The 13,684-nt window shown below is 73.2% G+C and carries 11 protein-coding genes; 6 read left to right on the top strand and 5 right to left on the bottom strand.

The features are described from left to right. The first annotated feature begins 37 nt into the window (after positions 1-37). Positions 38-2,533 carry a cation-translocating P-type ATPase gene (locus ACWCXC_RS00390; protein ID WP_450885672.1) on the top strand — a complete coding sequence of 832 codons (2,496 nt, stop codon included), beginning with the start codon at positions 38-40 and terminating at the stop codon, positions 2,531-2,533. Between the two features lie 25 nt (positions 2,534-2,558). Here the strand turns inward: ACWCXC_RS00390 and ACWCXC_RS00385 are convergent, their stop codons facing one another. From ACWCXC_RS00385 to ACWCXC_RS00375, 3 genes are all read right to left on the bottom strand, one after another. Continuing rightward, entirely contained in the window at positions 2,559-3,302 is a 744-nt protein-coding gene (locus ACWCXC_RS00385; protein WP_450680805.1) for a calcium-binding protein, read from the bottom strand. Between the two features lie 201 nt (positions 3,303-3,503). Then, positions 3,504-6,704, bottom strand: coding sequence for a sacsin N-terminal ATP-binding-like domain-containing protein (locus tag ACWCXC_RS00380; RefSeq protein ID WP_450886371.1), 3,201 nt, complete (start codon positions 6,702-6,704; stop codon positions 3,504-3,506). Between the two features lie 565 nt (positions 6,705-7,269). Beyond that, complete coding sequence (locus tag ACWCXC_RS00375; RefSeq protein WP_450885670.1) at positions 7,270-8,193, bottom strand: DUF3027 domain-containing protein; 924 nt, start codon at positions 8,191-8,193, stop codon at positions 7,270-7,272. A gap of 420 nt (positions 8,194-8,613) precedes the next feature. Here ACWCXC_RS00375 and ACWCXC_RS00370 point away from each other — a divergent pair, with 420 nt between their 5' ends. The 4 genes from ACWCXC_RS00370 to ACWCXC_RS00355 are packed head-to-tail and all read left to right on the top strand — an operon-like array spanning position 8,614 to position 12,123. Then, entirely contained in the window at positions 8,614-10,044 is a 1,431-nt protein-coding gene (locus ACWCXC_RS00370; protein WP_450885668.1) for an MFS transporter, read from the top strand. A 27-nt stretch (positions 10,045-10,071) separates the two neighbouring features. Beyond that, positions 10,072-10,551 (top strand): DUF2771 domain-containing protein, encoded by a 480-nt coding sequence (locus ACWCXC_RS00365; RefSeq protein ID WP_383642498.1) that lies wholly within the window; start codon positions 10,072-10,074, stop codon positions 10,549-10,551. A 29-nt stretch (positions 10,552-10,580) separates the two neighbouring features. Further along, positions 10,581-11,285 carry a futalosine hydrolase gene (locus tag ACWCXC_RS00360; protein ID WP_450885665.1) on the top strand — a complete coding sequence of 235 codons (705 nt, stop codon included), beginning with the start codon at positions 10,581-10,583 and terminating at the stop codon, positions 11,283-11,285. Beyond that, positions 11,266-12,123 carry a 1,4-dihydroxy-6-naphthoate synthase gene (locus tag ACWCXC_RS00355; protein WP_450680800.1) on the top strand — a complete coding sequence of 286 codons (858 nt, stop codon included), beginning with the start codon at positions 11,266-11,268 and terminating at the stop codon, positions 12,121-12,123. Before ACWCXC_RS00360 ends, ACWCXC_RS00355 begins: the two co-directional genes overlap by 20 nt. Positions 12,124-12,196: 73 nt before the next feature. On the opposite strand, the gene ACWCXC_RS00350 is transcribed toward ACWCXC_RS00355, so the two are convergent. Next, complete coding sequence (locus ACWCXC_RS00350) at positions 12,197-12,580, bottom strand: cold-shock protein (RefSeq protein WP_383642489.1); 384 nt, start codon at positions 12,578-12,580, stop codon at positions 12,197-12,199. Between the two features lie 160 nt (positions 12,581-12,740). Here ACWCXC_RS00350 and ACWCXC_RS00345 point away from each other — a divergent pair, with 160 nt between their 5' ends. Then, positions 12,741-12,980 (top strand): hypothetical protein, encoded by a 240-nt coding sequence (locus ACWCXC_RS00345; RefSeq protein ID WP_450680799.1) that lies wholly within the window; start codon positions 12,741-12,743, stop codon positions 12,978-12,980. Between the two features lie 4 nt (positions 12,981-12,984). On the opposite strand, the gene ACWCXC_RS00340 is transcribed toward ACWCXC_RS00345, so the two are convergent. Continuing rightward, positions 12,985-13,602, bottom strand: a complete 618-nt coding sequence (locus ACWCXC_RS00340) for an HAD family hydrolase (RefSeq protein WP_450680798.1) — start codon at positions 13,600-13,602, stop codon at positions 12,985-12,987. Positions 13,603-13,684: the final 82 nt, after the last annotated feature.

Raw genomic sequence — 13,684 nt, 5'->3', positions numbered from 1 at the left:
CGGGTGAAGCGGACGATCCGCCCGTACCGTCGGAACCATGACTCAGCGGGCACCCGAACCCCCCGGCGACCTGCCGGACGGCACCTCCGAACCCTCCGGCACCGGCTCCGCCGAACGGCCGGTCAGGACCGACGCCGGACCCGGGCCGGAGCCCGTCGACCCGTCGCAGCCGCCCGGCCCGGCCGCCGTACGGAACGGACTCACCGCCGCCGAGGTCGCCGAACGGATCGCCCGCGGCGAGGTCAACGACGTCCCCGTGCGCTCCTCCCGCTCCCTGACCGAAATCGTCCGGGCCAATGTCTTCACCCGGTTCAACCTGATCATCGGCGTGCTCTGGCTGATCATGCTGATCGTCGCGCCGATCCAGGACAGCCTCTTCGGCTTCGTGATCATCGCCAACACCGGCATCGGCATCGTGCAGGAGTGGCGGGCCAAGAAGACCCTCGACAGCCTCGCCGTGATCGGGGAGGCCAGACCCACGGTCCGGCGCGACGGGGTGGCCGCCGAGATCTCCACCTCCGAGATCGTCCTCGGGGACGTGATCGAACTCGGACCCGGTGACAAGGTCGTCGTGGACGGCACGGTCGCCGAGGCCGACAACCTGGAGATCGACGAGTCCCTGCTCACCGGCGAGGCCGACCCCGTGCTCAAACGGGCCGGCGACCCCGTCATGTCCGGCAGCTTCGTCGTCGCGGGCGGCGGCGCCTTCGCCGCCACCAAGGTCGGCCGCGAGGCCTACGCCGCCCAGCTCGCCGAAGAGGCGTCCCGCTTCACGCTCGTCCAGTCCGAGCTGCGCAGCGGCATCTCCACCATCCTCAAGTACGTCACCTGGATGATGGTCCCGACCGCGATCGGCCTGATCATCAGCCAGCTGGTCGTCAAGGACAACAACATCAAGGACTCCGTCGCCCGGACCGTCGGCGGCATCGTCCCGATGATCCCCGAGGGCCTGGTCCTGCTCACCTCCGTCGCCTTCGCGATCGGCGTCGTACGGCTGGGACGCAAACAGTGCCTCGTCCAGGAGCTGCCCGCGATCGAGGGACTGGCCCGGGTCGACGTCGTCTGCCTCGACAAGACCGGCACCCTCACCGAGGGCGGCATGGACGTCACCGAGGTCCGCCCGCTCAACGGCACCGAGGAGCCCTACCTCCGCCGGGTGCTCGGCGCCCTCGGCACCTCCGACCCGCACCCCAACGCCAGCCTCCAGGCCATCGTCGACGCCTACCCGGCGGACCCGGACCGGCCCTGGACCGTCACCGGCACCCTGCCCTTCTCCTCCGCCCGCAAGTACAGCGGCGCCGCCTTCGACGAGAACGGGGAGCGGACCTCCGCCTGGCTGCTCGGCGCCCCCGACGTCCTCCTCCCCGAGAACGACGCCGCCCTCACCGAGATCGAGCGGCTCAACGAACAGGGGCTGCGCGTGCTGCTGCTGGCCCGGGTCAAGGGCGAACTGGACGATCCGTCCCCCGCCGACGGGGCCGTGCCCAGCGCCCTGATCGTGCTGGAACAGCGGCTGCGGCCCGACGCGGGAGAGACCCTCGCCTACTTCGCCGACCAGCGCGTCGCCGCCAAGGTCATCTCCGGCGACAACGCCGTCTCCGTCGGCGCCGTCGCCGCCAAGCTCGGGCTGCCCGGCGCCGAACACACCCTGGACGCCCGCCGGATGCCCACCGACCCGGACGAGATGGCCACCGCCATGGAGGAGAACGCGGTCTTCGGCCGCGTCACCCCCCAGCAGAAGCGCGACATGGTCGCCGCCCTCCAGTCACGCGGCCACACCGTCGCCATGACCGGCGACGGCGTCAACGACGTCCTCGCGCTCAAGGACGCCGACATCGGCGTCTCCATGGGCTCCGGCTCCGAGGCCACCCGGGCCGTCGCCCAGATCGTCCTGCTCAACAACAGCTTCGCGACGCTCCCGTCCGTCGTCGCCGAGGGCCGCCGCGTCATCGGCAACATCACCCGCGTCGCCACCCTGTTCCTGACGAAGACCGTCTACTCCGTGCTGCTCGCCGTCCTCGTCGTCTGTTTCCAGGTCGAGTACCCGTTCCTGCCCCGCCACCTCACCCTGCTGTCCACCCTCACCATCGGCGTCCCCGCGTTCTTCCTCGCCCTGGCCCCCAACAAGGAACGCGCCCACCCCCACTTCGTGCGCCGCGTCATGCGGTACGCCATCCCCTCCGGCGTCATCGCGGCCGCCGCCACCTTCGTGACGTATCTGATCGCCCGCTCCCACTACGCCGGCACCGGCGCCCTGGACGCCGAGACGAGCACCGCCACCCTCACCCTGTTCCTCGTCTCGATGTGGGTCCTCGCGATCATCGCCCGCCCCTACACCTGGTGGCGGATCTGCCTCGTCCTCGCCATGGGCGCCGCCTTCCTCGTCGTCCTCGCCGTCCCCTGGCTCCAGGACTTCTTCGCCCTGAAACTGGTCGGCACGGCGATGCCGTGGACGGCCGTCGGCATCGCCGTGATCGCCTCGGTCGCCCTGGAGTACGCCTGGCGGCTGGTGGGGCGGCGCTGGCCGTCGTAGGACGGCGCCGCCCGCACCGGGGCCGCTACTTCACGTCGACGAAGTCGCCCGAGGAGACGACGGCCGGGGTCGTGGACGTACCGGCGAAGCTGTAGCGCCAGTAGCCGTCCGCCGCCGCCTTGACCGTGGTCTTCAGCGCGCCGGTGGAGCTCGTCCGGACGGTCTTCACCGTGGTGTAGGTCTTGCTGCCCTTCTTGCAGAACTGCAGCCTGACCGACTGACCGCTGTAGCCGTGGTACGTGAAGTCGTCCCAGCTGGCCCGCGCCAGTTTGCCGGTGACCGTGAGCGTCCTGCCCTTCTTCACCGGCTCGGGCGAGGCGTTGACGCTCAGCGTGGCCGCCCGCTGGAACTTGAACGAGCCCGCCTTCTCCTTCCAGACGTAGTCGCCGTCCTTGGCGTCCACCCAGGCGTCCACGTACCAGGTGCCCGCGTAATCGTTCGAGTACGGCAGATCGACCTTCGGGTCGACGAGGAAGCTCGCCGTGCAGGTGCCGCCCGAGCAGCGGACACCGCTCGCGTCGAGGAAGCCGAACCCCGGGCCGTGGAGGACGATGTCGGCCTCCTTGATCCCGGAGTCGTCCTTGGCCGTCACGACCACGGTGAACTTCTTGACGAGGCTCGTGCCGACGATCACGTTCTTGCCGCCGTTGACCGTCACCTTGGTGATCGCCGTGTCGCCGTAGCGGCCGTCGGCCTGGGCGGACGGCACCGCCAGCGCGCTCAGGGCGAGGACGCCCACGGAAACGGCGGCGGATGTGCGTATGCGCATGTGTGATTCCCGTACGCAGGGGCCCGGTCCGCAAGCGGAGCACCCGGGCCGGCCGGTCTGTCGGGTCGGGATGACCCACCCCAGCAGACCGGGCACGCACGTGAAGGGTTGTACACGACTATGGAGATTTCGCGAAGACCGCCGGTGAACTCGACGCCGCGTCACACCTCCTGGGCACGAGCGGCGGGCGCCGGAGCCGGATCAGTCGAACCAGCGGTCCCGGGCCAGTTCACCCGTACGGGAGGGGTCCTCCAGCAGGGCCGCGACCTCGAAGCGGCGCGGCCACTGCCCGGCCGCCCAGGCCAGTCCGGCGGCGACGCCCTCCAGGGTGGCGGCGTGGACGGTGCCGTCGGGGGTGCGGCGCCAGTCCAGTTCGACTCCGCCCGCGCGGAGTTCGGCGTGTTCGAGGTACGTCTCCGGGGTGGCCGGACCCAGCAGGACACGGACGGAGTCCGGGACCCGGTGCTCCTCGCCCTCCGTGGTCACCTCGGCCTCGACGGCCTCGCCGAGCCGCCGCACCTGGAGCAGGTCCGCCAGGTCCGCCGCGCACGCCGGGGCGACCGGCAGGAGCGGCAGCCCGGCGGTCAGCGGCAGCAGGTCCGGGGCGTCCGCGATCACCGCGTCCGCCGCGTCCACGACCCGCACCTCCCCGTCCACCACCGCCCGCAGCTCGTCCGGGAGCGTCACCTGCTCCGGATCGAGCGCGGCCAGCGCCGTGTACAGGGCGTGCAGTTGTACGGGACCGACCGGGCGGTCCGGGTCCGCGAGCCGGCCCAGGAGTTCGGCCGCCCCGCCGGGCTCGTCGAGCAGCGCGGCCACCGAGGTCCGCACCCCCAGCGCCCGCAGCACCTGGGCGTCCTCGAAGCCGGTGGCGTCCACGGAGTCGTACAGACCGGCCAGCAGCGGATCGCCGCCCCGGGCCCGCAGCCCCGCCGGACGGCGGCCGTCCAGCACCGGATGGCCGCGCAGCCACCACGCGGTGTACGGGCGCACCGACTCCGTCGTGCCGTCCGGGAGCAGCACCCGGACCGGCTGCGTCAGCGCGTCGCGCAGCGGCGGCCGGGCGAGCAGGGCGAGCGCCTGCGGCCAGGCGTCGTCATCGACCAGGTCGAGGTCGCGGACGGCGACGAGTTCCGTGGCGACGGGCGGGACCGGCGCGTCCGGAAGCCGGTCCAGGACGTCCTCGCACCACACGTCGACGGCGTCGAGCAGCCCGGCGTCGTCCGGTTCCGCGAAATCGCCCTCCCGCGGATCGAGTTCGTCCGGGTCGAGCACCACATCGGTGGCCCGGACCAGGGCGAACGTGGCGAGCACCCCGCATGCGGTGAGCGGCTGCTCGCCCCAGCGGGCGGCCAGTTCCTCGTCGCACAGGGCGAGTTCGCCCTCGCGCGTCACGGCGGCGAACGGGCTGCCGGGCAGCACCAGCTCACCGGCCGGGGCCGGTTCGCCGTCCTCGTCGGGGAGGGCGAGCGCGCCCAGCCACGGTTCGTCACCGGGCTCCAGACCGGCGTCCCTGACCAACGTCAGCACGGTCTCCACGAGTTCGTCGCCGTCCAGCGCGTCCTCGTCCCAGATCTCGTCCGCGTCCAGCGAACCGGCGACGGCGGCCCGCACCTGCGGGGTCGTCAGCACGGCGCGCGGGGTGGCGGGCAGGGCCCCCAGCTTCTCCAGCAACGGATGCGCGGCGTCCGGGTGGGCGACCTTCAGGCCCAGCCGGCCCAGCCGCTCCAGCACGGGCCCCGTCAGCGCGTCCGGCAGCGGCAGAAGGACCTGCCGGGGGCCGATCGTCGTCCGGGGCACCGCCGGCACGTCCGGGTCCGGCCCCTCGGACGCCGTCCCGGCCAGCGGCACCGGAAGGCCGGTGAGCCGGTCGGGGTCGATGCCCGTCAGGCTGTCGTACAGCCGCCGCCACCAGTCCGGTTCGCGTTCCAGCCCGGCCAGCCGGTCGATCGCCTCGGTCAGCGGCACCCGGGCCACCCCGAGCGTGCGCAGTTCCACGCGGCGCTCCAGCCCGGCCGGAAGAAGACACGGCAGCACCTCGGCGAGCACGGCGACCGTCTGCGCGCCGACCCCCTCCAGGACCTCCGCCTCCAGGGGCCGCAGCGCGGCCGTCACCCCGGGCGCGGCCTCCGGGGCGTCCCAGCCGTCCCAGCGGTCCGGTTCGGCGGCCGGGTCGCGCGGGGCCGCTGCGGCCAGGAACGCGACCCTCGGCAGCCGCTCCAGCACGGCCGCGCGCAGCGCGCCGTCCAGTTCGCCCTTCCCCAGCGGGCCCGGCACCAGGCCGATCGTCGCCACCGACACCGGCTGCCAGTCGGCGAGCAGTTCGGCGTACGCGTCGGCCGCACGCTCCACCAGGAAGTCGGTCAGCGGTCCGGGCGCGGGGTGGCGCCGGGTGGTGTCCAGCGGCAGCGAGGCGATGAGCAGCGCGGGCACGCCGAGAGGTTCGTCGGTGGGCGTCGGGGCGTGCACCACGGGGGCGGTGCGGGGGTGGACCGGGGCGCCGTCCTCGTCCACCGGTACCGCCCAGGTCACCGTCCAGTGCGGACGCAGCCGCTCCTCCAGCGGCCGGTCCGCGAGCAGCGCGGGCTCGATCGCGCCCTGGCGGGTGACCGTCCGCCAGCGGGTCGTGCCGTGCGCGGAGTCCTCGACGTGCGTGTACGCGCCGTGCTGCGAACGTCGCAGCGTCCGTACGGACTCCGGGGTCTCCACGACGATCTCGTCCAGGCCGCCGAGCGTCAGCAGCAGGGCGTCGTCCACGGCCGCGAGCAGCCGGTCCACCAGGTCCTCGGCGGCGGCGTCGCGCAACGGCAGGATGACCACCGTGTCGTAGCCGTCGGGCGCGGAGCCCTCGGCGGGCAGCGGAAGCCGCAGCAGCGGTACGTGGCCGTCGCGGCGGCGCAGTTCGTCACCGAGCCCGGGGCTGCCCACGGCCGCCTCCCGGGCCAGGTCGCGGGCCTCCGCGAGCGACCAGCGCACCCCGCCGTGCCGGCCGACGACCGCCGGCTCGTCGCTCACCGCGAGCACCGCGGCGAAGCCGACGCCGAACCGGCCGACCGCGCCCTCGTGGCCCTCCCGCTTCGCGGACGCGCGCAGCGTCGACAGCGACTCCACCCCGGCGGCGTCCAGCGGAGCGCCCGTGTTCGCGGCGGCGAGAACGGGCGGGGTCCCGTCCGTCGCCTGGTGCAGCGTCAGCCGGAGCCGGCCGGGCACCTTCGCACGGGCCGCGGCGTCCGCCGCGTTCTGCGCCAGCTCCACCACCAGCCGGTCGCGGTACCCCCCGAGCGCCAGGTCCTCCTCCGCGTTGGCGTCCTCCCGGAAGCGGGCCGGCCCGGCGCCCCAGGCGTCGAGCACGCCGCGCCGCAGCCGTACCGTTCCGAACGGGTCGGCCCCCTCGGTCACCATGATGCCCACGCTGTGACTCCCTCGTCCGTCGTTCGTGCTCCGGTTGCGCGTACCCCGCGCTGCCCAGTGTGCGCTTCCTGGAGGCCCTGATTGTGCGATGCCCTCCGGGGGGTGGGGGTGCGCCTCTGTCCGGTGGGTGGTGGGTGGTGCCCCTCCGGGGAGACTCCTCGGAAATGGCGTGTGCACCCGGGTACGTAAAGGGACCGGGTCGTACGCCATTTCCTGCGGGGACTCCCCTGCGCGCCCCCACCCGGCCGGTGGAGCGTCTCACCCCCGGTGGAACCGAGGCCACGAACGCCGGTTACGGCCCCCCTCCGGCGAATCCCGGGCCGCAGACGCAGAACCGGCCGGGTCCGGGGGCGTGCAGGGGAGTCCCCGCAGAACGACGAACACAGACCCGGGTACGTATACGTCGGGCCCGCACGTTCGTCGTTCGAGGAGACGCCCCGGAGGGACCCCGGACCCCCACCCACCGGACACCGGGCGCCCCGCGGGGAACCCGCACGCACAAGCCCGTCCGGCGCTTGAGGACGGAACCCCGAGGACGGGGCCCCCGCCCCGTCGATCAGGAGTGGCCGAGGTCCGCCTCGGGGTCGTCCTCCGCCGGGACGGAACCGGCGTCCCGCTCCGGGTGGAGCGGGTAGACGTCGACCTGCATGGTGTCCAGCGCGTGCGGCGCCGGCACAGGCGGCTTCGGCATGACCGCGGCCTCCGAGTGCCCGCCGCAGCCGTAGGAGAGGGACACCACGTGCCCGTCCGCCGGACCGAACTCGTTGGCGCACACCCCGAAGGCCTGCCGCAGCGAACCGGCGAGCGGCACCAGGAACGCGCAGCTCACACAGGACGCCGGGGCCGCCTGCGCCATCGGTGTCTTCGGGCCGAACGCCTCGTCCCAGCGGTCGGCCGCCGCGTGCAGCCCGTACCGGGACAGCACCCTGGCCCGCCGCATGCCCAGTTCCTCGGCGACGGCGGCGATCGAACCGCGGCTGGTCCCGGCGGGACGCGAGGTCAGCTCGGCGTCCTCCGCGTCGACCCGGTCGGCCATCTCCTCGGAGACCGCGGAGTTCGGCGGGGGCTCGTCCTCGCCCGTGTACCCGGGCTCCAGCCGCAGGTCCTCCGCCTCGGTGGGCAGCAGATCGCCCGGCCCCATGTCGCCCGGCCGCAGCCGCTCGCTCCACGGCACCCACTCCGGCGCCAGCAGGGCGTCACCGCCCGGGAGCAGCACCGTTTCGTCGAGCGTGACGTTCTTCGCGCGGGAGGCGCGGGCGACCGTCACCGCCCAGCGCCAGCCCCGGTAGCCGGGGTCGGTGCACTCGAAATAGTGCGTGACGACCCGGTCCCCCTCGGAGACCACGGCCACATGCTCGCCCACCACCCCCGGCGCCGCGGCCTCCTCGGCCGAGGCGCGGGCGAGGTCTACCGCCTCCGCGCACAGCCGGTCGGGGACGGGGGTACGGGCCGTACGGCTTCGCGTCGTCGCAGCACTCACAGGTCTCGCTTCTCTCCTACGCCAGTCTCACGAGCGCGCCAGCACATCCATCGATCTCGGCCGTACGGCTGCGGGCGGAGCGGACCTGGGGGCCGCGTCGACGTCCGCATCCGAGGTGCCTGACCCGGGCGCGTCTTCCGCGATCCATTCTGCGGGATCGCCGAGAGGCGCGCGGCCGGGAGGAAACCGCCGGTGGCGCGCTACGCACGCTACCCTCTCCGCCGCTCCCCGCCCACCTGCCCGTCCCAAACGACGCCGTATCCGCCCCCCGTGCCCCCGCCGCCACCCCCGCCGCGCCGCCCCGCCGCAACCGGCCGCACCCCCCGCCACCTGCGCGGTCGCCGATCCGACGGGGCCATCCGCGCCGCGCTCCGTAGTGATCCCGGTTCGTGATGCCGGGGACTGGGGCACTATGACCAGGTGGCTTCCGCCAGGTCGCACGACGACTCCGGTCCGCTCCGCAGTGCGGGGCGGGCGGTCGGGCGTGCCCTGAAGGCCCCGTTCACCCGGACCGCGCGCTCCATCCGGCGGGCGACGCACGCGCACGGGGCGGGCGAATCCGGCCTGGGCAAGCTGATCGAGCTGCACGCGGTGAACGGCGCGGGCGATGTGATGATCACGGTCGCGCTCGCGTCCACGGTGTTCTTCTCCGTACCGACGGACCAGGCGCGCGGCCGGGTGGCGCTGTATCTGGCGGTCACGATGGCGCCGTTCATCCTGCTCGCCCCGGTGATCGGGCCGCTCCTGGACCATCTGCCGCACGGCCGGCGGGCCGCCATGGCGGGCTCCATGCTGGCCCGCGCGGTCCTGGCGATCACGATGTCGGGCGCGGTGGCGACCGGCGGCCTGGAGCTGTATCCGGCGGCGCTGGGCGTGCTCGTCTGCTCCAAGGCGTACGGGGTGGTGCGCAGCGCCGTCGTCCCCCGCCTGCTGCCACCCCGCTTCTCGCTGGTGAAGGCGAACTCCCGGGTCACGCTCGCCGGTCTGCTGGCCACCGGGGCGGCGGCCCCGATCGGGGCGGGGCTCCAGACCATCGGGCCGCCGTGGCCGCTGTACGGGGCGTGCGCGATCTTCGTCGGGGGCGCCGCCCTGGCGTTCACGCTGCCGCCCAAGGTGGACTCGGCGAAGGGCGAGCGCCGGGCCCGGCTGGTGCTGCCGCACAGCCTGACGCGCCGGCCCGGCCCGGTCCGTAAAGCGGAGGCCGGCCGGTCCAAGGAGAAGAAGGGCAAGGAGAAGAAGAACGGCGAGAAGCGGCCTGGGCTGCGGACCGTCGGCCCGTCGGTCCTGCACGGGCTCCAGGCCAACGCCGCGCACCGGGCGCTCTCCGGCTTCCTGATCTTCTTTTTGGCGTTCCTGCTGCGCGAGCATCCGCTCTCCGGGCAGAGCGCCGCGATCTCGCTGGGCATCGTCGGCGTGGCGGCCGGGATCGGGAACGCGCTGGGGACGGCGGTCGGCTCCTGGCTGCGGGCGCGCGGCCCCGAGGTCATCGTCGCCTCGGTGCTGGGGCTGGCGCTGACCGTCGCGGTGCTGGCGGCGGCGTTCTTCAGCACGGCCCTGGTCGCCGCGCTGGCCGCCACGGCCGGGTTCACCCAGGCGCTGTCCAAGCTGTCGCTGGACGCGATGATCCAGCGCGATGTGCCGGAGGAGGTGCGGACCTCCGCCTTCGCCCGGTCCGAGACGCTGCTCCAGATGTCATGGGTGGTGGGCGGGGCGATCGGCATCTCCCTCCCCCTCAACGGCGTACTGGGCATGTCGGTCGCCGCGGGCATCCTCGCGCTGGGCGCGGCGGCGTCCGTACGGGGTCTGCTGGGCGCCGCGCGGGGCGGCTCGCCGCACCCCCGCGTGGCATGAGCCGGGGCGACCGATAGCCTTCGGCCCATGACCGTTGCGTTCTTCTCCGGTAAGGGCCGTCGAATCGGCGTCGCTCTTGGTGCCGTGTCCGCGGGACTCCTTGTCCTCTCCGCCTGCGACAAGCCGACGCCGCTCGCCACCGTGACGGTCGGCGACAACTCGGTGAGTTCCGAGGCCGCCTGCTACAACGACGGCGACGCCCTGAAGGAGTCGCTGATCCAGGGCTGTCTGAACAAGAAGGCCGAGAAGACCGTCAAGGTCGCGATGGACGACAAGGTCCGCTTCGGCGTCGACCCGGAGATCGCGGACAACGGCTGGACCCTGTTCATCAACGGCCAGCAGGCCGAGCAGGAGCCGTACAAGAAGACCTACCGCTCCATCCCGGGCAGCGCCTTCTTCTCCAGCCAGACCGGCGAGACCACGAGCTCGACGCAGATCAGCATCGTCGAGACCAAGGGCAAGAAGCTCACCGGCATCTGGCACTTCAAGCTCGAAAAGACCGACTGACCCCCTCCTGACCTCGGAGGATCCCCCCCGTGCGTGTGCTCGTCGTGACCGCTGTCCCGGTGGAACGGGACGCGGTCACGCGTGCGTTCCGGGGCGGTGCGGAGACGGCCGTCCACCGGATACCCGGGGCGGAGATCCACCGGGCGGGGCCCTGGGACGTCCTGGCGGGCGAGGCGGGTCCGGCGGCGGCCGCGGCCTCGGCCGCGTTCGCCCTGGCGGCCGAGCGGTACGACCTGGTGGTCTCGGCGGGGATCGGCGGCGGGTTCGCCCCGGCCGCGCCCGTCGGCTCCCTCGTGGTGGCCTCGCGGATCGTCGCGGCCGATCTGGGCGCCGAGACGCCCGAGGGTTTCCTGCCGGTCACGGAGCTGGGCTTCGGCCGGTCGTTCCACCTCCCGCCGCGCTCCCTGGTCCGGGCGGTGGCCGCCGCGAGCGGCGCGGCGACCGGGGACGTCCTCACCGTCTCCACCGTCACCGGCAGCGCCGAGCGCGCCGCCGGTCTGCTCGCCGCGCACCCCGACGCACTGGCCGAGGCCATGGAGGGCTTCGGCGTGGCGGAGGCCGCCGCCCGGCTGGACCTGCCCGTGCTGGAGCTGCGGGCCGTCTCGAACGCCGTCGGTCCGCGCGACCGCGACGCCTGGCGCATCGGCGACGCGCTGACCGCGCTCACCGGGGCGTTCGGCATGCTCATCCCCGTACTGGAAGGCTGGACGCACCATGACCGAACCGATTCCTGACCCGCTGCGGATCGCCTTCTCGCCCTGTCCGAACGACACCTTCGTCTTCGACGCCTGGGCGCACGGCCGGGTCCCGGACGCGCCCGCGCTCGACGTGACGTTCGCGGACATCGACCTCACCAACGGCATGGCCGAGCGCGGTGAGCTGGACGTGCTGAAGGTGTCGTACGCGGTGCTGCCGTACGTCCTCGACGAGTACGCGCTGCTGCCGTGCGGAGGGGCGCTGGGCCGGGGCTGCGGTCCGCTGGTCCTGACCCGTGAGCCGGGCACCGATCTGACGGGCCGGACGGTCGCCGTGCCCAGCGAGCGCTCCACGGCCTATCTGCTCTTCCGCCTCTGGGCGGCGGAGGTCGTGCCGGGCGGGGTGGGCGAGATCGTCGTCATGCCGTTCGACGAGATCATGCCGGCGGTACGGGACGGCAAGGTCGATGCCGGCCTCGTCATCCACGAGGCCCGCTTCACGTACCAGAACTACGGCCTGCACAACCTGGCCGACATGGGCCGGCACTGGGAGGACACCACCGGGCTGCCGATCCCGCTCGGCGCGATCATCGCCAAGCGCTCGCTGGGCGCGGACGCCCTGAAGCGGCTGGCCGAATCCGTACGGGCCTCGGTCCGCATGGCCTGGGACGATCCGACGGCCTCCCGGCCCTACGTCCTGGAGCACGCCCAGGAGATGGACCCGGCCGTGGCCGACCAGCACATCGGCCTCTACGTCAACGAGTTCACCGCCGACCTCGGCGAGGACGGCTACGCGGCGATCCGCGGTCTGCTGACCCGTGCGGCGGCGGAGGGCCTGGTCCCGGCGCTGGGGCCGGACGCGCTGTCGTTCCCCTGACCCCGGGCGCGCGGACGCGGTACGGACGCCTCCCGGGCCGTCCGTACCGCGTATCACCCCAACGGGTGGCCGGTCACACGTCGAGCTGGTCCGCCACCGCCCGCAGCAGGCCGGCGATCTTGGTGCCGGCCGCCTTGTCGGGGTAGCGGCCGCGCTCCAGCATCGGGGTGATGTTCTCCAGGACGGTCGTCAGGTCCTGGACGATCGACGCCAGCTCGTCCGGCTTGCGGCGCTGGGCGGCCGCGACGGACGGCGTGGGATCGAGGATCGCCACGGAAAGTGCCTGGTCACCGCGTTGTCCGGCGACAACGCCGAACTCCACGCGCTGGCCGGGCTTGAGTGCGTCGACTCCGTCGGGAAGCACGGACGAGTGGACGAAGACATCGCTGCCGTCGTCGCGGGAGAGGAAGCCGAAGCCCTTCTCGCTGTTGAACCACTTGACCTTGCCAGTCGGCAAAGCACGCACCCCATCTCAACCCGTATGCCGGAACAAAGCCTCAGCAGGTCAGGCCGTCCTGTGGTCGTGCTCCCCTGCTGGCAGAAGCCTCCACAGGTGAAGTACCCGCCGTCAAGCCTGGTCATCCGGACTGGTGTCCTGAAAGAACTACCCTGGCCGGATGAGTACTTCTCCCACTGCCGAGTCCTCCCCCGCGGGAGCGGGCGACCTCCTCGTCCGGGTCGGCGCGATCGTCTTCTTCGTCGGGGCCGTGGCCACGCTGGTCACGGTCGCCCCGCTGTTCCTGGGCACCGACCCGTTCCCGTCCGTCGCGTACGCCGTGTGCATGCTGATGGGCGTCGGCTTCCTCATCGCCGCGGCGGGCGTGGTCCGCTCGGCGCTGGCGAACAGGGCGCGATAACTCCCTAGAGGGCAGCGTGGTCCCGGACCCACGCGGGGAACTCCGTCAGCGACGGCAGCACCACGTCCGCGCCCGCCGTGCGCAGTTCGGCCGCGTCGCACGGGCCCGTCGTCACCGCGACCGACAGGGCCCGCGCGGCCCGCGCGCCCCGCACGTCGCCGGTGTGGTCGCCGACGTACACCGACGCCCCGTGCTCCCGCAGCGCCTCCGCCTTCGCCTCGGCCCACAGCCCGCCCACGATCACGTCGGGCTCGATGCCCAGGTGCGCGAGGTGGTGCTTCACGCTCGGCTCGTGCTTCGCGCTGACGACCATCGTCCGGCCGCCCAGGGCGCGGACCGCCTCGACGGACTCACGGGCGCCGGGCATCGCGAGCGACGGGACTATCGCGTATGTGGGATACATCTCCCGGTAGCGGGCCACCATCGCGGGCACCTCGGCCGCCGGGAACCAGTTCGCCAGCTCGTCCTCCAGCGGCGGTCCCAGCCGGCTCACCACCAGATCGACATCGATGGCGGCCCCGGTCTCGGCGACAAGCCGCAGGTAGACGGCCTTGATGCCGGGCCGGGAGTCGATGAGCGTCATGTCCAGGTCGAAGCCGACCGTCAGCGCGTGCGAAGCCATACGGACCATTGTGCCGAGCCGGGCGCGGCGGTCTCGGGTACATACCGCCGGTCCACGACGGATGGGGTGCGCATAGGCTAGC

Source organism: Streptomyces sp. NPDC001515 (assembly GCF_053597115.1).
This window is presented reverse-complemented; position numbering and strand designations above follow the sequence as displayed.